This window comes from Pseudotamlana agarivorans (assembly GCF_018860245.1).
Classification (GTDB): domain Bacteria; phylum Bacteroidota; class Bacteroidia; order Flavobacteriales; family Flavobacteriaceae; genus Pseudotamlana; species Pseudotamlana agarivorans_A.
The window spans coordinates 1-22160 of sequence record NZ_JAHKPD010000006.1 but is presented as its reverse complement, the minus strand read 5'-3'; the positions used below and the strand labels follow the sequence as shown (position 1 = coordinate 22160).

At 32.7% G+C, this 22160-nt stretch carries 22 protein-coding genes and 1 pseudogene; 18 read left to right on the top strand and 5 right to left on the bottom strand.

The features are described 5' to 3' along the window. The 5 genes from KO493_RS01325 to KO493_RS01305 all read left to right on the top strand — a co-directional run. Positions 1–759 (top strand): gliding motility-associated C-terminal domain-containing protein (locus tag KO493_RS01325; protein WP_216066155.1); only part of this gene is annotated, 759 nt, incomplete at its 5' end. A gap of 3 nt (positions 760–762) precedes the next feature. Beyond that, positions 763–1683, top strand: coding sequence for a PorP/SprF family type IX secretion system membrane protein (locus KO493_RS01320; protein WP_216066154.1), 921 nt, complete (start codon positions 763–765; stop codon positions 1681–1683). A gap of 300 nt (positions 1684–1983) precedes the next feature. After that, positions 1984–5295 (top strand): FG-GAP-like repeat-containing protein, encoded by a 3312-nt coding sequence (locus tag KO493_RS01315; RefSeq protein WP_216066153.1) that lies wholly within the window; start codon positions 1984–1986, stop codon positions 5293–5295. 346 nt (positions 5296–5641) lie between these two features. Continuing rightward, positions 5642–6787, top strand: a complete 1146-nt coding sequence (locus KO493_RS01310; protein ID WP_216066152.1) for a putative porin — start codon at positions 5642–5644, stop codon at positions 6785–6787. 370 nt (positions 6788–7157) lie between these two features. Beyond that, positions 7158–8372 (top strand): site-specific integrase, encoded by a 1215-nt coding sequence (locus tag KO493_RS01305; RefSeq protein WP_216066151.1) that lies wholly within the window; start codon positions 7158–7160, stop codon positions 8370–8372. A gap of 1 nt (position 8373) precedes the next feature. On the opposite strand, the gene KO493_RS01300 is transcribed toward KO493_RS01305, so the two are convergent. Then, positions 8374–9354, bottom strand: a complete 981-nt coding sequence (locus KO493_RS01300; RefSeq protein ID WP_216066150.1) for a D-cysteine desulfhydrase family protein — start codon at positions 9352–9354, stop codon at positions 8374–8376. A gap of 589 nt (positions 9355–9943) precedes the next feature. On the opposite strand from KO493_RS01300, the gene KO493_RS01295 reads away from it, so the two are divergent. From KO493_RS01295 to KO493_RS01270, 6 genes are all read left to right on the top strand, one after another. After that, positions 9944–10360, top strand: a complete 417-nt coding sequence (locus tag KO493_RS01295) for a helix-turn-helix transcriptional regulator (protein WP_216066149.1) — start codon at positions 9944–9946, stop codon at positions 10358–10360. A gap of 256 nt (positions 10361–10616) precedes the next feature. Further along, positions 10617–11453, top strand: coding sequence for an RteC domain-containing protein (locus KO493_RS01290; RefSeq protein WP_216066148.1), 837 nt, complete (start codon positions 10617–10619; stop codon positions 11451–11453). A gap of 274 nt (positions 11454–11727) precedes the next feature. Beyond that, entirely contained in the window at positions 11728–12009 is a 282-nt protein-coding gene (locus tag KO493_RS01285) for a helix-turn-helix domain-containing protein (RefSeq protein WP_216066147.1), read from the top strand. Positions 12010–12015: 6 nt separating this feature from the next. Then, positions 12016–12663 carry a hypothetical protein gene (locus tag KO493_RS01280; RefSeq protein WP_216066146.1) on the top strand — a complete coding sequence of 216 codons (648 nt, stop codon included), beginning with the start codon at positions 12016–12018 and terminating at the stop codon, positions 12661–12663. Further along, positions 12647–13303 carry an ATPase gene (locus KO493_RS01275; protein ID WP_216066145.1) on the top strand — a complete coding sequence of 219 codons (657 nt, stop codon included), beginning with the start codon at positions 12647–12649 and terminating at the stop codon, positions 13301–13303. The genes KO493_RS01280 and KO493_RS01275 overlap by 17 nt, the downstream gene beginning before the upstream one ends. Positions 13304–13316: 13 nt before the next feature. Next, positions 13317–14435, top strand: coding sequence for an endonuclease/exonuclease/phosphatase family protein (locus KO493_RS01270; RefSeq protein ID WP_216066144.1), 1119 nt, complete (start codon positions 13317–13319; stop codon positions 14433–14435). Position 14436: 1 nt separating this feature from the next. On the opposite strand, the gene KO493_RS01265 is transcribed toward KO493_RS01270, so the two are convergent. From KO493_RS01265 to KO493_RS01255, 3 genes are read right to left on the bottom strand one after another with little or no spacing between them, the layout of a single operon-like run. Then, positions 14437–15249, bottom strand: coding sequence for an ImmA/IrrE family metallo-endopeptidase (locus tag KO493_RS01265; protein ID WP_216066143.1), 813 nt, complete (start codon positions 15247–15249; stop codon positions 14437–14439). Then, positions 15233–15541 (bottom strand): hypothetical protein, encoded by a 309-nt coding sequence (locus tag KO493_RS01260; protein ID WP_216066142.1) that lies wholly within the window; start codon positions 15539–15541, stop codon positions 15233–15235. Before KO493_RS01260 ends, KO493_RS01265 begins: the two co-directional genes overlap by 17 nt. Positions 15542–15543: 2 nt before the next feature. After that, positions 15544–16191: a sigma-70 family RNA polymerase sigma factor gene (locus KO493_RS01255; RefSeq protein ID WP_216066141.1), complete on the bottom strand. Its 648-nt coding sequence runs from the start codon at positions 16189–16191 to the stop codon at positions 15544–15546. Positions 16192–16318: 127 nt separating this feature from the next. Here KO493_RS01255 and KO493_RS01250 point away from each other — a divergent pair, with 127 nt between their 5' ends. Genes KO493_RS01250 through KO493_RS01235 form a run of 4 tightly spaced genes read left to right on the top strand, consistent with a single transcriptional unit; the run spans position 16319 to position 18670 of the window. Beyond that, the gene (locus KO493_RS01250; protein WP_216066140.1) at positions 16319–16495 is read left to right on the top strand and encodes a hypothetical protein; all 177 of its coding nucleotides are present in this window, start codon (positions 16319–16321) and stop codon (positions 16493–16495) included. A 29-nt stretch (positions 16496–16524) separates the two neighbouring features. Beyond that, on the top strand, positions 16525–17010 hold the full coding sequence (locus KO493_RS01245; RefSeq protein WP_216066139.1) for a Pycsar system effector family protein: 486 nt from the start codon (positions 16525–16527) through the stop codon (positions 17008–17010). Between the two features lie 11 nt (positions 17011–17021). Further along, positions 17022–18002, top strand: a complete 981-nt coding sequence (locus KO493_RS01240) for a hypothetical protein (RefSeq protein WP_216066138.1) — start codon at positions 17022–17024, stop codon at positions 18000–18002. 2 nt (positions 18003–18004) lie between these two features. Then, a complete protein-coding gene (locus KO493_RS01235; RefSeq protein WP_216066137.1) occupies positions 18005–18670 on the top strand; it encodes a hypothetical protein in 666 nt (221 codons plus the stop codon). A gap of 87 nt (positions 18671–18757) precedes the next feature. Here the strand turns inward: KO493_RS01235 and KO493_RS01230 are convergent, their stop codons facing one another. Next, positions 18758–19411: an N-acetylmuramoyl-L-alanine amidase family protein gene (locus KO493_RS01230; RefSeq protein WP_216066136.1), complete on the bottom strand. Its 654-nt coding sequence runs from the start codon at positions 19409–19411 to the stop codon at positions 18758–18760. Positions 19412–19586: 175 nt separating this feature from the next. Here KO493_RS01230 and KO493_RS01225 point away from each other — a divergent pair, with 175 nt between their 5' ends. The 3 genes and pseudogenes from KO493_RS01225 to KO493_RS01215 form a co-directional block, all read left to right on the top strand. Then, the gene (locus tag KO493_RS01225) at positions 19587–19874 is read left to right on the top strand and encodes a hypothetical protein (RefSeq protein WP_147677804.1); all 288 of its coding nucleotides are present in this window, start codon (positions 19587–19589) and stop codon (positions 19872–19874) included. Further along, positions 19874–20158: a hypothetical protein gene (locus KO493_RS01220; RefSeq protein ID WP_216066135.1), complete on the top strand. Its 285-nt coding sequence runs from the start codon at positions 19874–19876 to the stop codon at positions 20156–20158. Before KO493_RS01225 ends, KO493_RS01220 begins: the two co-directional genes overlap by 1 nt. Next, positions 20145–22037 (top strand): annotated as a pseudogene (locus KO493_RS01215) (TraG family conjugative transposon ATPase); the annotation flags it as partial. The gene KO493_RS01220 and the pseudogene KO493_RS01215, both read left to right, overlap by 14 nt. Between the last annotated feature and the right edge of the window lie 123 nt (positions 22038–22160).

The window sequence follows — 22160 nt, the reverse complement described above, 5'->3', positions numbered from 1 at the left end:
ACACAAACGGTAGATTCAGGGTTAACAACAGCGACAGTTACCTTTACCACCCCTGTAGGCACCGATAATTGCACGGTGAATACTACAACACAAATAGCAGGTTTGGCTTCAGGGTCGGCATTCCCAATCGGGACAACCCTAATTACTTTTGAAGTTAGCGATGTTGCAGGAAACACAGCAACCTGTAGTTTCAACGTGATTGTGGAAGATGAAATTCCGGTGGATTGTCGTGTTGATGCAGGAGAAGATCAAGACATCACCGAGGGAGATAGTATAGAATTAAGAGCCTCAACTTCTACATCTGGTAGTTTATTATGGACACCCTCAGAAGGTTTAAGCGCTGTAGATATCGTAAATCCAATAGCCAATCCCACAGAAACAACAACGTATACCCTAAGTTTTACTTCAAACGACGGTTGTACCTCAGAAGATTACGTCACCGTTTATGTAACAGCATTAGAAGAGGATAATACCAAATATGGTTTTTCTCCTGATGGCGACGGCATCAATGAATTTTGGGAAATCGATGGGATACAAAAATACCCTAATAATAAAGTATCAATATTTAATCGCTGGGGTGATTTAGTATTTGAAACCCTAGGCTACAACAATACATCTAAAGTATTTCGAGGGGTTGCGAATAGAAAAAGAAATTGGGGTGCAGATGAATTACCTGAAGGCACCTATTTCTTCCAAATCAAAATAGAAGGTTCTCACCATTTAAAAAAAGAAACAGGTTTCCTTGTTTTAAAAAGATAATAAATGAATAATAAGCATATAATACTGATAGTAATCATACTATCAACCAGTTTTTCACAGTCTATATTCGGGCAACAAACCCCCGTATTTTCAAACTATAGCGCTAACGGGGTTATTATTAATCCGGCTTATGCAGGTTTTTACCCAGATATGGATATCACGTTTACTAGTAGCGGACAATTAAACAAGGCCGAAGGGAGCCCGAAAACGATGAGTTTACTTGTTAATGCGCCTACAAGTTCCGATCATGTTGGTGTTGGTGGCGGGGCATATAGTGATCAAATAGGAGTTACAACAGCTACAAATTTATTTGGCACCTATTCGTATAAATTATTTTTCGACGCAGACAGCAGTAATTGGTGGACTTATAACCCGCATGTGCTTTCCTTCGGAATTTCGGCAGGTGTTATGTTTTTCGATGAAAATCTATTAGAATTAGGAATCAATAACGACCCTAATTTTGCAAATAACATAAGCACAACCATTCCAACTATCGGGTTAGGAGCGCTCTACAACAGAGAACGTGCTTTTATTGGCTTGTCGGCATCTAATGTTTTAGGAGATGCATTGTCGTCAGAAGACAATATTAACGTGAAAGGCGCTTATTACCTGTATGGGGGATACCGTTTTTTTACGAACCGCTTTCAGGAAGTCATGGTAACCCCAAGTGCCCTTTTTAAATACGTTTCGGGAGCACCCATGCAGGTTGATTTAAATACGAAGATTAATTATAAAAATATATTTGAAGTTGGAGCTGGTTATAGAACAGATGCTTCGTTGAATTTATTTGTGGGGTTATATTTATTTGAGCATTTAAGAATGATGTACAGCTATAATAAAACATTAAAAAACACAAATTTAACAGACAGCCACGGCATCGTATTGAGCTTTCGCCTTCGTGATGGCTTTAGTAGACCTGATTAAAATAATTGCAGTTACAAGGTGTAATACGACATGCAACACAAAGCCACTCAAAGCAACTCCATGAAATCCTTACAGAAACTCGATAAACATCAGCCAATCAGCATTTTTTCATTTAAAAAAATAGAATATTTAAAAAATCTACGAAAATGTTACGAAAACCACAAACCACTGTAACACAACAAATAACAAACACAATAAACCTAAAAACACGATAATTTAATAGGCTTAAGAGAATTCAAAATCACCTTTATTTTAAAAATTTAATAAGATGTGTTATGTTTAAGACATTAAACTAAGCTCATGAAATTTTATCTAACCGCCTTTTTACTAGCCCTAACACTATTGGCTTGCTCTAACAAGGAAAACCAATCTGAAAACGTTTCTAATTCTACATTATTCACAAAATTAGATTCAGAAAAAACAGGAATAAATTTTTCAAACAATCTTACTGAAAACGACTCATTAAACTACTTTACCTATGGCTATATCTATATGGGGGGAGGCGTATCTGCTGGTGATATAAATAATGACGGCCTAATAGATTTATATTTTACTGGGAATCAGGTCTCTAATAAATTATACCTTAATAAAGGGCATTTAAAATTTGAAGATATTACAAATATTGCTGGGGTTAGTGGCGATAACCGCTGGTATACAGGAACCACCATGGCAGATGTTAATAATGATGGTTTATTAGACATTTATTGTTCTGTAGGTGGCAAGTTTGGTTCAAAAAAGAATGAATTATATATTAATAACGGCGATCAAACCTTTACAGAAAGTGCCGAAAAATATGGCTTAGATGATATTGGAAACTCTGTACAAGCCACGTTTTTTGATTACGATTTAGATGGTGATTTAGACTTATACATAGCCAACTACCCACCTACTAGATTCAATGCTAGGCAAGATTATTATGTACATAAAATGTATAACCCTTCCGATGTAGAAACCGACAAACTATTCCGCAACGACGGCAATACTTTTACCAATGTCACCGATAACGCTGGGCTTAGAAGTTTTGGCTTAACATTAAGTGCTACAGTTGGTGATTTAAACAGCGATGGTTGGCCAGATATATATGTTTCTAACGATTTTTGCTCACCAGATTATTTATACCTAAATAATAAAAACGGAACGTTTAGCGAGCATGTAAAAGAAGCTACCAAACAGAATGCCTTTTACGGCATGGGTGCCGATATTGCCGATTTTAATAACGATGCCTTACTGGACATTATTCAAGTAGATATGATGGCCAAGGATAACCGCAGACAAAAAGCGAATATGGCTAGTATGAACCCAGCTTTGTTTTGGAATACTGTTGATGCCGGTTTTCATTACCAGTATATGCAAAATCAACTGCAAATGAATAACGGCAATGTCGTTAACGATTCTGTCCCAGATTTTAGTAACGTCTCAAGAATTGCAGGTTTATCAAGTACCGATTGGTCTTGGGGACCACTTTTTGTGGATTTAGATAATGATGGATGGAAAGATATTTTTGTATCTAATGGTACTCGTAAAGAAATAAACAACCAGGATTACTTTAATAGCATAGGAAAGGATAAAAACCCTAAAGACAACCTATTACAAATCAGTTCAGAGATCCCTTCTGAAAAAATTGACAATTTTGTTTTTAAAAATAACGGCGATTTAACCTTTAAAAAAGTAAACAACGATTGGGGTTTAACCTATAAAGGTTTCTCTAATGGCTGTGTGTATGTCGATTTAGATAATGATGGTGATTTGGAGGTTATTACTAATAATATTGATGATACGCCTGCCCTATTCGAAAACAAAAGTTCACAAAACAACAACTTTATTACATTACGATTTAAAGGTTCTGAAAAAAATAAATTTGGTATTGGCGTAAAGACATCTTTATTCGCTAATACTTTAATGCAATTTCAAGAAATGACCTTAACTAGAGGTTTCCAGTCTTCGGTAGCTCCAGAACTACATTTTGGCCTTGGTAAAGCAGAAAAAATAGATTCCTTAAAAATAGTTTGGCCTGATGGCAAATCTCAACTCCTAACCCAAATTGATAAAAATCAAATTTTAACAGTGAATTATGCAGACGCTGCTTTAAACCCGATTAAAATAACAAAGACACCTAGGCTATTTGCTACCCAAAAAGACACCACTGTAGTACCCAAACATAAGCATGTAGAAAATAATTATGACGATTTTATAAAAGAAGTTTTGCTACCACATAAGACCTCAACGTTTGGACCAGCGCTTGCTGTTGGTGATTTAAATGCTGATGGACTAGACGATTTTATTGTTGGCGGCGCCCATAAACAAGCCGCAGTCCTTTATTTTCAAACAGCAACTGGTTTTGAAAAACAATCAACATCTGCCTTAGATAACGATAAAAAAGCCGAAGATTTAGGCGCACTTATTTTTGATGCCGATAACGATGGTGATAACGATATTTATATGGTTAGCGGTGGAAATGAATTTAAACATGACGACCCTATATTACAAGATCGATTATATGTGAATAATGGCCATGGTACTTTCAGCAAATCGACTTCAGCTTTGCCTAAAATGATAACAAGCGGTTCTCGTGTGTATAGTAACGATTATGATAACGATGGCGATTTAGATCTTTTTATTTGCGGTCGCTTGGTTCCTGGAAACTACCCCATGCCTGCAAACAGTTATATTCTAGAAAACATAAGCACGTCTAGCGCTCCAAAATTTAATGATGTTACCAAAAAAATTGCTCCAGAATTAGAAAATTTAGGACTTGTAACTAGTGCTATTTGGACAGATTATAACAGTGATGGCGCTATAGATCTTATAATTGCAGGTGAATGGATGCCCATTACCGTTTTTAAAAACACGAATGGTCAGTTTAAAAATGTGACCAAAGATGTTAATCTTGACAACTCAACCGGATGGTGGTTTAGTATTAACGAAGGTGATTTTGATAAGGATGGCGATATCGACTATGTTTTAGGAAATTTAGGAACAAACTATAAATATCAAGCGACAGCGGATGAAACGTTCGATATCTATGTTAACGACTTTGACAAAAACAAGAGAAACGATATCGTTTTAAGTTATTATAATGATGGCACGAAGTTCCCTGTTCGTGGTCGTTCCTGTTCATCACAACAAATTCCTGCTATTAAGAAAAAGTTTAAAAATTACGATACGTTTTCTAAAGCTACCTTAGTAGATGTTTACACAGAAAAAGAACTTGAAAACGCATTACATTACCAAGCAAAAACATTTTCTAGTGTGTTTCTAGAAAATAAGGATGGGGCTTTTGTTATGCATAATTTACCGAATTTAGCACAAATATCAAGCATCAATCAAATTATTGTAAAAGACTTTGATGGCGATACAAATCTAGACATTGTTACTGCTGGAAACCTTTACGATTCAGAAGTAGAAACCCCAAGAAACGATGCAGGAAATGGCTTGTTTTTAAAGGGGGATGGCAAAGGCAATTTCTCGCCTATAGCTACCAGAAATAGCGGATTATATGTTCCAGGTGATGTAAAAGAATTAGCAACAATTACCATAGGTAAAACACCATATATTATCGCCGCTAAAAACGACGATTATCTGCAATTTATAAAAGCAGGTGAACCCAATTAAACCATTTTACGAGGCTGTCTAATAGCATTAAATTTCGTCATACTAATAACCAACCATTATGAATACCTGAATGAACTTCAGGACGGCGAAAACTACGCTTTTCAGACAGCCTCTTTTTAAATACAAATACCAAAACAGGCGTGGTTTCTAGATATAGATCTTAAATTCAATTAAAAAACACACAGGACTCCATTTTTAATGGCATATAATGATTAAACATCAACATGCTTTTTTGATATAAAACAACCTAAAAAACCAATTTCACACTCCTTTTTAGTGTGTTGTACAGCAAAAAATGTTCTTCATACCAAACAATACAAAATTGGAATTTTTAACGAATTTTAGAATGCTAATTAAAAGACCAATAATTTACTTGCTGCTTTTCATATTCCCAATTCTAATTCATGCTCAAAATGTCCACACAAAAACAAAAAAACTAATCTTTGCTGGAGATTTCAGGTTTAGAGTTGAACAAGATTGGGATTCCAGAAAATCTGATGGTTCCTATCGCGATGACAGAACGCGATTAAGGTACCGCGCACGTTTTGGCGTGTACTACAGCTACAACACTCACATCTCTTTTGGCGCTCGAATACGTACAGGAGACCCTAAAAAACAACAAGACCCTCAACTTACTTTAGGAGATGGTTTTAAAGAATTTGGCACCTTACCCATTGGTTTTGAAAGAGCCTACGCGCAATTTAAATTTAACTGGTTTACAGGTTGGGTTGGAAAAAACACGTATCCATTTGAAAAATCTAATGAATTATTTTGGAGTGACAACGTGTTTCCTGAAGGTGTTACTCTAAGCGGCAAATTTAACCTTGATAATAACCTTGTAGAGACTTTACAAGTAACAACAGGTCATTTTATTATTAAAGCAAACGGTAGATCCCTAAATACAGATAGTTATTTTGAAGGCATTCAACTTGTAACCACCCATTGGGATAACCGACTTAAATTTTTTCCTGCCTTTTACTATTTCAAAAACATCGCAAACATTCCAGATGGTAACGAAACTTTTACTATGGACTATGCCATAACGCATTTAGGAACTAAAGTAGAAATCGTTCAAAAACCTAAGATTACTGTAGCGTTTGATTATTATAAAAACTTAAAAAATTACAGTTCTAATGATTCCATTGCTGCCCCTTTTAAAAATCAAAAACAAGGCTTTGTGGCTGGAACAAGCTTAGGACAACTAAAAGCTAAAGGCGACTGGAAATTTCTGGTAACTTACACGCATCTCGAGCGCTTTGCTGCTATCGATTTTATGGCACAAAACGATTGGGCAAGATGGGATTATGGCTCGCAAGGTTCTCCAGATGGACGCTTAACAAACTTTAAAGGCTTTGAAGTCATGACAGGTTACGCGTTTGGAAAAAATATGAACCTTAAAATGAGGTTTTTTTCGGTAAATCAATTAATAGCATTCGGCAGTAATAAAGAGACAGGAAATCGCATACGATTAGATTTCAATATTAAATTCTAAAAGCCAATAGCTATAAAAAGGAATTAATGGCATGTAATTTAGGCTAGCTATGGGTTGCAGCAAATAAAAAAGCCAACTATAAAATAGTCGGCTTTTCCTTTAGTTTGTGCGGGCGGGGAGACTCGAACTCCCACACCTCGCGGCACTAGATCCTAAGTCTAGCGTATATTTGACCAAACAAGAACAAAGTCATTCATTTACAATTACTTAGGGTGTTTGTAATTTTATTTGATATCATCTAATATCAATTAATTTCAGTATTTGTTGTACCTATGTTGTACCTAGAGAAACTAATAAAAGTGTATCTTTGCATAGGTTTTAAAACCAAATGTTGTACCTGATTTGACTTTCGTGCTAAAACAGGTCAATTATGTCATCAAACGCAAAAATAGTACTTCGTAAAAAACCGAATAGGAAAGGTCTATATCCTCTTGCTATTCGAATTACCAAAAATCGTCGCTCAACTTATCAATATATAGGTCATTACATAGATATTGAAGATTGGGATAAAAAGAATATACGTGTAAAAAAATCTCATCCAAATTCTGTCAGTTTAAATAGTTTATTATCTCAAGAAATTTCAGAAGTAAACAAATCTTTAATTGCTTTACAAGTAAAAAATAAAGATGCTTCAGCAAATCAAATTAAGAACGAATTATACAATTTAGGTAAAAACTCTACATTTTTTGAACTTGCAAATGAACATTTAGATGATTTAAAATTATCGAATAAACTAAATCGTTTATCATGTGATAAAGCTTGGGTCGGCTTCATATTAAAATTCCATAAATCAAAACAACTTACTTTTCAGGAAATTGATGAACGTTTCTTGAAGAAGCTAATGATTACTTTAAAGTCAATACATTCTTTATCTGACACATCGATTATGAATATACTTGTTCTTTTGCGTTTACTATATAATCGAGCTATAAAACAAAAAATTATTAGTAAAGAACTCTATCCTTTTGGCTCAGATAAAATACGAATCAAATTTCCAGAGACAACAAAAGTTGGGCTTACTATTTCAGAGATAAAAAAGCTACAATCGTTAGAGAATTTGACTTTTAGAGAAATCCATGCACGGAACATATGGCTTTTTAGTTTTAATTTTGCAGGCATGAGAATCTCAGATATTTTAAGAACTCGTTGGTCTGATATTTATGACCAAAGATTTCACTACAGAATGGGTAAAAATTCTAAATTGTTATCATTAAAAATTCCAGATAAAATATCAGTTGTCTTAGAAAGTTACAAAATGGATAAAAAAAGTGATGATGATTTCATTTTTCCTGAACTAAAAAAAGCTGATTTGAATAACCCTAAAGATGTTTTTAATAAACTAAAAACTGCTAACAAAAAATTAAATGACTGTCTTAAATCGATTACTATAAAAGCTGGAATTAAAAAGAAGGTTACCATGCATATTGCTCGACACAGTTTTGGGAATATCGCTGGAGACAAAATTCATCCTAGAATACTTCAAAAATTATATAGACATAGTGATTTAAAAACGACCTTAAATTATCAAACTAACTTTATCCATCAAGAAGCAGATGACGCTTTAGAAGAAGTAATTAACTTTTAAGTTATTTTAAAAGCTCTTCGGAATAATAAAAATTTGCCGGTAAGCCACCTGTATGCCAAAAGAGCACATTAGAGTTTTTTTCTATCTTATTACTTTTTAGATGATCTATCATTCCGTAAAAAGCTCTACCAGAATAAACAGGATCTAACAATATACCTTCACTTTGAGCCAATTGTTTTATGGCCATCTTTTCATTTTGAGTAATTACTCCATAACCAGGTTTGTCGTAACCTCTAATAAGTGTTGCATCTTTAATTGAGTACGTTTTTTGAATACTCAATTCTTTTTGACCTTGATGTAGTATCTCTAAAACAGCATCGTCTAATGTTTTATCTCCTAAACCAATTTTATCAATACTGATTGGCATTAACTTAATATCAATACCAAATAAATCCACACCAAGTCTAAGTCCTGCTTGTGTTCCTCCTGAGCTTGAAGCAAAGAAAATATAATCGATTTTTAATTTCTTTTCTGAAAGTTGCTTCTTTAATTCTTTAACTGCATCGACAAAACCGTAAGCCCCTAGTAAGTTCGAGCCACCATAAGGAATTTCATACACCTTTCTTTTCTGTGCTTCTAAATCTTGCTTTAATTTGATTATATCCTCCCCCTTTCTATTATCTCTAGTAAAGTGAATCTTTGCCCCCAACAAATGCGATAACAACAAATTACCATTGTAATTTTGAGGTTCTATACCTCCTAACAACAAATGGCATTCTAATCCAGCTTTAGCACAAGCCGCAGCTGTTTGTCGGCAATGATTAGACTGTTGAGCTCCTGCAGTAATTATGGTATCACATCCTTTTTCTAGAGCATCATAAATAAAGTATTGTAACTTCCTAACTTTGTTTCCTCCTGATGCTAGTCCAGAATTATCATCTCGTTTAATAAATAAATTATAATCAGGATGTTTTTTAGATAGATTATCTAATCGTTCAAGTGGTGTTGGAAAAAAACCTAAACTGTATTTTTTAGATAACATTATAAGCTGATTTTTGATTAACACTAATATATAGTATCTTTAACAGTAATGAAAATTAAATATAATATTTTGTTATTCAAATACTTATATGCTACCCCAAGAGCAAAAATATCATTTCACACCTGAATACGTTTATTCATCTTCAATGCATTGGATAGTATTATTTATATGTATTGTAATCAGTATAATCATTGTTCTTCAACTCTTAAAAATAATATTTAGCAAACAAAAAACAATCAAAGCTTCTTACAGATATTTGATTTTAGCTATTCTTTTTCTATTATATAATATACTTAATGGCCTATTACCTAATACCTCTCTACCTGGTCCTTTGTTCTTGCAGTACATAGCAACATACAGTATTTCAATAATTATGTGCGTATATCTTATTTGGTATTTATATATGGAGTTTAATATTATAACCCCAAATCCTTTTTTCAAAATCAAAAATCTATCAATAATACTAACTCTGTGCTTTCTGTTTTTATTTGTTATACCATATTATTATACAAACTCACTTAATTTTTCTAGAAGTCTATTTTTGGTATTTCCAATATTCATGTCCATAACATTTTTGATATACTTTTTTATGACCATAAGAAAAGAAGTCAAAAGACAACGCTACTTTAAAATTCAAACTTACTTAGGTCTAACTTCCATATTATCAATTATCCTTTTGCCTTTACTAACATATTTTGGAGATTTCCAACCTATTACTCAGCCTTTAGTAACTATGGCTTTCTTTTTGGTTACCACAATGGAGATTAATAGTTATCTATACCGTTTAAAGTACACGTACATATTGACAAGAAATATTGGGAGAGATTTTGGTTTCACAAATAGAGAAAATGAAATTGCCATCCAAATTATCAAAGGAGATAGTTATAAAAAAATATCCAAGAATATGTTTATTTCCTATGGAACAGTAAGGAAACATGCTTCTAATATTTTTATAAAATCTAATGTTTCTAACAAAGAGGACTTTGTAAAAAAGTTTAAAGGTTAGACATAAACTACTAAAATACATGTGAACAAAAATTCACATACGAAATACGCAAAAACTACACAGGTATAATTTTGATTCTATTATTATTTTAAACAACTTAGAATTAAATTGAAATAGTAAGCCCTAAAAACTCTAAATTAATAGAAGCATTAATATGATCGATTATTACTAGTTTCTCTCATTTACTTCTTTCATATCATCCTTTTAAATTTTACATTCTTCTTAGAAACAACTATTTCTTTATTAAAATGAAAGAATGGATTTTAAAAAGAAAAACAAGAATCTACTTTTCGATTTGGATGAGATAAAATATAGTTCCAATGGAATTATTGAGCGTTCAAATAAATCCATAATTGCATGTCGAAACCTTCTAAATACATATAGAAAATCAGTAGTGATAGATGGTTTTAAATCTACTGAAGAAGAAATAGAATTCTTTAAAAAAATAAAGCAAACACCATTTACTCAACTTATTTATTATTCAGAAATCCGCTCTTTTGAAATTCAATTCCCTAAAGTGGGCAGCAACCAACAAAGAAAATATGTTAAAAAGAAATTGGGCAAACTAAATCGGTTCTTTTTATACAACATGGACTTTGTACAATATATTGAATCCAAACAGACACATCTAGACAAGCAATTCTTCACTAGAGATTATTTTGATAATGTTCCAATAACATCTTCAAAATTTTATTTTCAAGACCCAGATTTTTGTACACCTTATGATTTACTCCTAGGTAAATTAAAAGCATCAAAGCGTTTTATCAATTATTTACAAAACCGATTATTGGATGCTAAAAAATCAAGATATAAGAATGAATTAGAATTGAACAATCTTACAGAACTAGAATGGACATCTTCAAAAACAGCTCTCACAGAATTGGTCTATGCTTTATACCATAGTAGAGTCATTAATAACGGAAAATCTGATATTAAAGAAATTGCATCTACCTTTGAAAGCGTATTTCATTTTAAACTGGGCGACTACTATAAAACCTTTGCTGATATAAAATCTCGAAAAATTAGTCGCACCAAGTTCTTGGATAACCTTTCTGCAAGCTTACTTTCTCATATAGAGAACTCAGAAGAATAACACTTCAAAAAACACCGTACTCGGTTTACCTTACGCTTTTAAATTTCTTTTCCAAAAAAGGAATTACTTCATATTAAAATAAATAATTTCCGTGCCAAAGCACATCAAATAACACCATTTATCAAGATGTTAAATTTTGACCCTACTACGGTTTAACTACTGATTAAATGCCAACAATACTATTCATATTTGTAGAACGAAAGTCAAATCAGGTCAAGGACTATCATTTTAATTGAAAGCAAAATGGTAGTTCTTTTCTAAAAACAGTTCTACTATGCCAGCAACAATTATTACCACAGATGATCTAATGGATTTCAAACTTGAACTACTTGATGATATCAAAAAACTTTTAAGTAAACAAGCGCAAGGTAAACTGAAGAAATATCTAAAATCTTCAGAACTCATGGACTTACTCCAAATTAGTCCTGGCACTCTACAGAATCTTCGAATTAAAGGTACACTACCCTACACAAAAGTTGGTGGCATCATTTTTTATGATTCCGAAGAAATCCAGAAGGTTATGGACAATAATCGAGTTCATCATAAAACGGAATAAATATGTATGAATTATATAAAACATCTCAATGCTATATTTCAAAAAGTCTATGCAGACAAAAGGTTAAATACAACTCATGTAAGCTTGTATATGGCTTTGTTTCAGTTTTGGAATTTAAACCGATTTCGAGAAGAATTTTACATAGACAGACAAGAAGTTATGGAACTCTCAAAAATTGGTTCAACAGCAACTTATCATCGCTGTTTAAAACAGATGGATTCATGGAATTATCTAAGATATTTCCCTTCACATAATCCATATAAAGGCAGTAAAATCAAGTTGTTCAATTTCGGTACAACCTCTGAACAAGTTGTGAATGAGTTTGAAACAAGTACTGAACAAGCATTGATACGTAATACAAACATTAATAAACAAATAGAAAACATAAATAAAACTAAGCTACCAAAAAATGAATTTGAAGTCATTGATTTTTTTAAAAAGAAAAAATGGCCAGATAATGAAGCCAAGAAATTCTACAACCACTACCAAGGCATTGGTTGGAAAATTGGTGGCAAAATAAAAATAGAAGATTGGCATGCTACTGCAAGTAATTGGATGCTTAAAGCCAATGAATTTGAAACTGCAGATGCAGTTCCTCAAAAAAAGGACAACCTGAGAACCAGTAAAAACAAAGATTATGGTCAACCCTTGTAAAATAGTCGAAGAACACAAAACGTATGACATTGGCACGTTTGATGGCAAAGAAGTGACGTACGATTTTGAAAAAATCTTAATTTACCTCGATGTCAAAGGAAAAATGCTCTTTGGAAACGGTTTTAAAATATACGAAGAAGACCATCCAATCATTTTAAAACTCTGTCATTATTTCATAAAAGACAAAGAAAATTGCAAGAAAAACGAGATAGATCCAGATAAAGGTATTTTACTTTCTGGTCCTGTTGGTTGTGGAAAAACAAGCTTGATGATTTTGCTGAAAAATATTGTTCCGCTACAAAAACCATACATCCTGATTCCTTCCAGAAATATCGTATTTGGTTTCAATCACATTGGCTACAAAACAATTGAAGATTATGGTTGTAGGCAGTTTTTCTGTTTTGATGATTTAGGTGTAGAACCTATTGGAAGACACTACGGAAAGGACTGTAACGTGATGGGCGAAATCTTACTCTCACGTCACGAACTTTTCATAGACCACAAAATTAAGACACATGCTACCACAAATCTAAATGCTGAAGAACTGGAAGATTTGTATGGCAATAGAGTAAGAAGCAGAATGCGAGAATTATTTAATCTGGTAGCATTCGATGAAGATTCTTGCGATAAACGAAAATAAAAATTTAGAAATCATGAAAATAGCAACTTTTAATGTTCAAAACTTATTTCACAGAGACAGAAGTCTACTAGAAAAACTAACCAAAAATCTAACTGCCGATTGGACAATTGAGCTTGACGAACTCATGCTTGAACCCTCTAAATCATTGAACCAGCAAGATCGGATTAGAGAATTATCATTTCTAATTGGTTTTGAAAAATTAAGTCCTCGTCCTTATGCTATTTTGAGACGAAAAGCAGGTTTTCTCTTTATGAAAGGTCTTAGCCATTCTATTTATAACAAAGCTGGTAATCTCACAGATTGGAACGGATGGATAAAACTACAAACCGTTCCTATTCATCCCAAATCAACACTACATAAAGCACAAGTTATTGCAAATGTAAATCCAGATATTTTACTGCTACAAGAAATTGAGGACAGAGCATCGTTTGAGGACTTTAACCAGCTCATTCTACCAGAATTTGACTGCAAACCTTTTAACCACTCTTTTGTGATTCAAGGCAATGATATGAATAGTTTAGAAATGGGAATAGCATTGCGACAAGGCTATAATCTCAAAGCTGTTAGAACTCATGACATTAATGAAGTTATAAACGATGATGGCAAAAGCCTTATTGAATATGAAATTAGCACACCATCAAAAGAAACCATTTGGTTACTAAATGCTTATTTAAGAAAGCCTACAAAAGATAGAAAACAGTCTGATAAAATTAGAAAAAAACAAGTTCATAAGATTGCTGAAGTTTACAAAAAGCTAATAGCTGAAGGCAAAACTAATGTCATCATCGCAGGTACATTTAACGCGCCATCTTATTGTAATTCTTTATCTCCTTTAATTCAAGATACAGACCTAAAAGATATTACAAAGCATCTCTCTTTTGAGGTAGATATTGATAAGGGAAACGATGGTACTTATTTCAGATTGGGCGCTTACAGAATGGGTGTAAATATTAAGCAGAAAGATTACATGTTGTTCTCTCCAGCTTTATTTAATAAGATGAAAGATAGTGGCTTAAATCGCAAAGCGATGTGGCCAGAAAAGCATCCGCAATGGTCTATCTATAAATCTGTTTCTAATAGAAATGTTGCTGCTAGTGAACATCCTTTGGTTTGGGGGAATATTAATTTGTAAACTATTCTTCCCAAATTATACTTAAACAATGTTCGCCGCGCATTAAGCACCTTTCCTTGAATGGTAAATTTGCTTGATTTTCATATTTAATATTAAACCAATCCATAGCAAAAACTGGTTCTGTTTTATCTGATTTTCTGTTTAATTCAAAATACTCACTCGCAAGAGTATCTTCAGGCAGTCTATCCTTGCCGTATTTTAACCACTTGAATCTAAAATCGATAGACGACCAATACCATTTAATACAATTCTTAAATGAATAAACTACCATTATTGGATGGTTTCCTATTGCACAAAATCGAAGAGCAGTAGCAGAAATACTTGTACCATACTTTTTAGATAATTCCTCAATAATACGAAACTCAAATTTCTTATAATTACAATACTTCCTAAAACTATTTTCAGGCATTAAAAGACAAGATGCAAAATAATCAGCTTGTCGTTCTGCTCTATTTCTGTTTTTAAAACCAGTATTAGAACAATGGCTAGGTGATAATCCATTTAATAGGGCATTCCTATGTTCATCTATAAAGTAATGTCCAAGCTCATGAGCAAATGTAAAACGAGCTCTTTCAGAATATGCTTGTATTAATCTATCCAGATTAATAAATATATGAAAGTCCGGATTCAAACATTCTAATAAACCATCAAATGAATCCTCATAATTACCAAAACTGTAAGAAATACTAGTCTTTTCTGCTATTATTATTGGGTCAATTTGACCGTGTGGAAAATAATAATCTGCGATTCCACTTGCCAAATCATTCAGTTCTACTACATCATTTCTCGATATGAAATCATTTCTTTCTGGCATCTTTTTTATCCCTATTCATTTTGTCCCTAACTTCTTTTGAAATCTTCTTTCCATCCCTTGCCGCCATAGCCAAATTACTTGCGGATTTATTATTTTCCTTTTTAATAGTAAATACATTTTCATTAGTACTACCTTTCGCTTCGATAATGTTTTTAATGTCTTCCCATTTTTTAGGAGACTTAAAATCCTTACCAAATTTATCTTCAAAGGCTTCTATTTCATCTGAAGATTTTGGAATTGAGTAACCATACTTACGTAATAACTTGCCAATATCTCTTTTTTTTGATGCCATAATTATTTTGTTTGTAGTTGATTTAACAATACTACCTCAAGTTTCTTTTTTGTTCGTGAAATTATTTGTCTAATGTTTTGCCAAGTAGTTCCAAATGTTTTTTCCATCAATGCAATATTGTCGCTCGTCATTCTCTTTGTTTCATCATAAAACAAAAAATACATTCTTATAATATCTCTGTTACGGACTGGAAATTCTAGTAAACATTCGTCTAATAAATTTCTTCTCTTTATTAACTCTTTATCTAAAAGGTCAAATTCCGAATCTAGTAAAGCCCATTTCCATTCACTATCATCATCATCATCAATTATTGTAGTTTCATTATCCCTTATAGTTTTGGTTTTTCTCAATTCCTCAAGTAGTTTATAATGAGAAACTGTAGCTAAATACGCTTTAAATCCATCTTCTTGAGTCTTATGAATTTTATTATCAAACTCCCAATCTAGTGGAGCAAACCATATTTTAAGAAACACTTCAGAAACAACATTCAATGCAAGTTCCTCTTTTTGTAAAGTAAAACCAATATGCTCATATGTGATATTGTATACAAACTTTCTAAATTTTTCATATAGTATACTTATTGAATTCTCGGCTTCTTGTTGGTCAGTTCCTTTATACTCAATGTTTAAAAGATGTGTTTCTATATCCATGTGCTCTTAAAGCTATATGTATTTTGTGTGACAGATTTCTTTTGTCACACTATTGTCATATAACTATGTGAACAAGATAAATCAATCAATTACTTAATCAATGTCAATCTAATAAAATTAAATGAAAATGGCAACAAACGGAAAAAGTGGCGACAATCGCAGACATGGAGCAGTTAAAAACAGATCTCAAGTTAAGAACCCAAAAACAGGTATTTGGGTAAAAAGAAATGGGGACAATGGACAATTTATGGATGGCAAAACATCCAGTAATACACCTTTTAAAGGCGTGACAAAAGAAAAGTAATAGTTTACTAAAACTAATAGCAAGTAACGATGGAGAAAGATAGACTAAAATATACAATAGATAGATTTGACCATTATTTTGATAGTGTCAACAATAAGTCAGCTGTATATATAGCAATAAACACTTTTATTACTGGTGGTATTATTGCATTGTTAACTCAAACTGAAATTGTTTGCGGCATGTCAACAATTGGTAAAGTCAGCATTGGTGTTTTGTTATTTATTGGTGTTTTCAGTTTAATTGTACTTTCAATAGCAAGCATACCTTTTTTCTCAAAAAAGCCAGATTCTTTATATTATTTCGGCGCTATTTCTAAAATGAAGCGGTCTGAATTCAATAGTACATCAAAAAACTATAGTAAAAAAGATGAGTTGCAAGATTTAAGGTCCCAAGTTTACATACTTTCTAACGGTTTAACAACAAAATTTTCAAGATTAAAATTCGCCGGTGTACTATTGGTTGTGCAATTCTTTCTTCTTTTACCCACATTATATTTCATATTAATTAATTCATAAACCCTAATATCATGAACATTTTTAATCCTTATTTGGATGTAATCAAAAAAGCGGTCGATAAAGACCCCAAACGAATGAATAAACTTTTTAGTCTGCATCAAGAAGATTCAGATTTTGACTTAAGTTACATAAAGGGTTTGCGTGCAGAACTTCCCGGACTTGAAAGCTTAAATGAATCTACAAGATTGATTAAAGGTCTTGGAACGCCTACAATTACCAATTTACCAAGTCTTGGAAATCATCCAGATTTCTCATATTTACGTGGAACTACCAATACAGAAAAGCATTGGATAATTAGTGGTTTTGTTGATGTGCGAAAAAGCACTCAATTGAATAATCGCTTTACTTTACAAACTGTTGCGCTCATAACTGAAGGTATTGTCAAAGCATCAATATTTGCTGTTAATTTATGCGGAGGCTACGTACATAGGATTCAAGGGGATGGCTTGATGGTTTATTTTGGAGGAAAAAATATTGAGAAGAAACAAGCAACCAAAGATGCTTTAAAAGCATTTGCATTGATTTCCTATTTCGTGAAAAATGACCTTAAAGAGTATTTTGAAGCCAATGGAATCAAAGATGTTTTTACTAGAGCTGGATTAGATTTAGGTCATGATAATCAAGTGCTTTGGATGTATTCCGGATTAGGAGAAGCTGGAGAGGTTACCACTTCGAGTCTTCATACTAGTTTAGCTCCTAAAATGCAAGCTACGGCATTAAGTAATGGAATTGTCGTTGGTCAGCATATCCTTAATCAATTATCTAACGATAAATATTTCAAACAAAAGTCTAAACCTATCTGGGATTACGAAGATGGTAGGTTTTACAATCATTATGACTTTGATTGGGAAAAGTACATCACAGAAAATGATTTCGCAGTTCAAGATCAAAATGGAAATGTTATTCTAACAATCGGTAGTTCAAAAACAAAGCTTGACCCTATTAATCTTGCACCAATTGCTGCAAGTAACAAACCCTATTTTAATTGCTAATAATGGCGTTATTAAAAAGAGACTTGGCAAAATTTCTAGAGATCTATCATAAATTTGAGAATATAACCCTTGAAAAGCATGATTGTGAAGCACTTTATGGAGAGATAGCTGTTGTTGATAAGAAAAAACAACATTGGAAAAACTATAAAGTGCTAATAACAGTACATGCATCTTATCCTCATACAATTCCCTCTGTATATGAAATGAGTGATATTATAGAACGCGATTGGGATTATCATATTTCTAAACAAGGCGCATGTTGTTTAGATATAACTCATGACCTTATTCTTAAGCGAAATACTGGTATTAATTTAATCGAGTTTTATAGAGAGGTTATATATCCTTTTTTTGCTAATCATCAATACAAAATTGCTGAAGGAGATTATGTAAATGGCGAGTATAAACACTTTGGTGAAGGCATTGTACAATACTATGAAACTAAATTAGGATTAAAAGAGCCTTTGTTAATAGTAAAGTTAATAACGGAAGCCCTTGAAAATCGTAAGCTAGAAGCGAATAAAGAATGCCCTTTATGTGGAAATTCAAAGCACAAGAAATGTTGTCGTCCAATAATAAATAAATTGAGGCTTTACGGAAAAAATCAACTTAAGATTGATTTAACAGTCTTTGAAAAACTCTTATCTAAAAAGAACGCTATCAAGGTTTAATTTGTTTGATAGTACTATCAAACAAATCCCTATAAACCAACTTTAAAAGAGTCCTGATTATTTTTACTAAAGCAATCATAAAGTCATTCATAACCCCAAAAATTTAATAATAGATTGAAGTATAACCAAAGCAACAGCACTTTGAGACTCTTCTTTAGATAGATATATTGCCTCATCATTTTGAGATAAAAATCCAAGTTCTAAAAGAACCGTTGCATTACTATTGTAGTTATCTCGTAACACCTGAAAATTACCATATTTGACACCTCTGTTATTAATACCAAGTATATCAGCTAATCCTTTTTGGATAGTAAATCCTAAATAGGCAGATTCTTCAGCTTGTACTTCGCTTTTAGGATGAATAAAAACTTCTGTTCCTGATGCTGTTCTGTTTATGGCTTGGTTACAATGTATTGAAATAAATATATCAGCTTTTAGTTTTTTGGCTAGTTGTGTTCTATCGCCTAGAGATATTAATGTGTCTGTATATCTAGTTAAAAATAACATTAAAGGATTTTCAACTAGCTTGTTATTTAGTACCACTATTTTAGAAGCAATACCCAAAGCAATATCTTTTTCCTTTATACCAGTTCTGGTTGTTGCACCAGCATCTTTTCCGCCATGTCCAGGATCTATTACTACAATTGATTTCTTGGGTTGATCTTTACCATTCTGTGTATAAGAAAAATTTAGAAAAACTAGAGAGAATAACAGTAATGTAATTTGATTTAATGTGTTCATAATAATCGTTTTAGATTACACAATATTCAAGAAATCAATCACTTCCTTAATAATCTTCAAAAGTTTAACACCAATTAGCGTTAAAATTTAGAGATTTTCTTCCTTCATCTTCATTTCATAATAGATTTCACAAAATAAAATTAGAAACTGCCTCTACAGGCTAAACCAAATAATTATGAAAAAATCAATTTTTATCTTACTCGTATTCTTGATGACATCAGCGTCAAGCTTTGCACAAATTGGTGGTATTGAAGATTCTGTAAACGATGTTTCAGATACCATTAGAACCATCTTCCCAATCATTCTAGGTGTCATCTTTCTTGTTGGATTCCTATTTAATGCTGGTCATTTCTTTGGCGAGAACGCAGACCTTAAAAAAGGTATTACTCGTGTTTTAGTATTTGTTCTCATAGCTGGTGCTGTAGTCGGCATCTTTACTTACTTAATCACAATAGTAGTGTAATGAAACAATACGAAGTATATAAAAACATTAGGAAACGGGCAGTAATTTTTGGACTGCCCATTTCCCTATTTGCCTTAATGATGGTTTCAATTCTTGCATCATTATTAATCATCATTTTCTCTTTCAGCTTTGTGATGATAATTGGCATTCTGATTTTCAATTCAGCCTTATATGTGGCCTTAACACGCATAACCAACGATCCACAGCTTTTTCAAATGGCAAAAGCTTTTCCGCAAATCATTAGTAACAAAAGAAATTCAGGTTTCGATTATGAAGAAGATTAATATTTCAGCATATCAACCCATTGTAGATATTCAAGACAATATCGTATTTGCCAACAATGGCAATGTGATTTTATGCTATGAAGGTAATCTGCCAGAAATTTATTCCTTATCCGAAAAGGATTTTGAGGATATGCATGGTGCATGGTTTCAAGCTTTGAAATCATTACCTATTGGAACTGTAGTTCACAAACAAGACATTTACCTTAAGAAATCTTATTCTTCAGAACAACTTCCAAACACCACCTTTTTAGAAAAAGCCACACACGAGCATTTTAAAGGTCGTGGACACATAGAACATAAATGTTATTTGTTCTTCATTTTAACCAAGAACAAAGCACTCAACAATCCGAAATACGTCAATCCCTTCAGAAAAATTTCAAAGGGAATTGTACAAGAATTAGATGATAACATTAAGAGCTTCGCTAACTCTGTAAGCGATTCAGTTTCCTTTATAAACAATAGTCGAAAAATGGCCTTTCTTCCGCTTAAATCGGAAGATATTCAGCAATTAACTAGTAGTTATTTCAATGGTTTCAATGAAGGGTTTGATACCGATATTTTACTAGAAAAGAAAAGCGTCAATATTGGCGAAAACCATTTTGATGCGCTCGCCATCAACAGCGAATTATGCTTTGGCGAAAACGTACAAAGTAGCAAAACTAATGAGAAATTTACCTCAGACGATTTTGTATTTCATCAAGGATTTATTGATGGTATAGGACTTACACTTAATGAAAACCATATTGTTAACCAGATTCTTTATTTGGATGACAAACAGAAATGGCGCAAGCTACTCGATAAGAAAATAGAGGAACTTAACAAAAGTTCCAATTTTGGTTCACAGAATAAAGTAGTTCTCACTAAAATTCAGCACATTCTAGATCAAATCAATGCAGATGATAATTCACGTATTATTCGTGGTCATCTTAATATTGTGTATTGGTCTAAGGATGTTAAAGAGCTAGATAAAATAACTTCCAAAATTAAAACGGAATTCAAGGAATTAGATATCATTCCTTATTATCCAAGAGGCGAAGAACGCAAAAATTATATACTGAATAGTTACTGTTGCTTTTCTTCCAATTTCTCGAATAATGATTTATATGTTACCGATTTAAAGCATGCGCTTTGTTTATTCATTAATAATACCAACTACAAATCAGATAAAACAGGCATCATCTTTAACGATAGAGAACATAACATTCCGGTATTAAAAGATGTTTGGGATGAAAAAAAGAAGCGAATCAAAGCTCGAAATTTTGCCATTTTTGCGCCAACTGGCGAAGGCAAATCGTTTTTAGCCAACAATATTTTGCGCCAATATTTTGAAAGTGGTGTAAGATTGGTCATCATAGATTTGGGTGGTTCTTACACCAAATTTGCCAAACTCTATCCTGAAAAATATACCGTATTACGATACGAAAGCGGAAAGAACCTAGGTATCAATCCTTTTTACATTAGTGACGTAAAAGATTTGACACCTGAACGGTTAGAGGATTTATCAGTATTTCTTTTTGAATTGTTTGCTTCAGATTTAAAAGTAACAAAAGCGCAATCGGTTTCCGTTAAAAAGATACTGCGCCATTATTACAATAGCACTTCTGAAAATCATTCTTTGGAAGGTTATTACAACTTTATAGAAAGGCATCAGAAAGATCTTCTGACTACCCTTAAAATCCATCCCGACTACTTCAATGTTACGAGTTTTTTACACGTCATGTCTGAGTATGTTGGCGATGGTCTATATAGTTTTCTATTTGAAGTCAGCGAAGATCAGACCTATAAAATTGAGGACAAACGATTGATTGTTTTTGAACTAGACGAGGTAAAAGACAATAAGGAAATTTTATCCGTAATGTTGAAGCTCATTAAGTCTGCCAGAATTCAATAACTTAACGCAACAAATCAAAACTTTAGATTTGTTGTATGGACACAAAAAAATATAAGCGATTAACCCTCAATGAAAGAGTCATTATTCAGACACTTTTGGAGGAGAATAAGG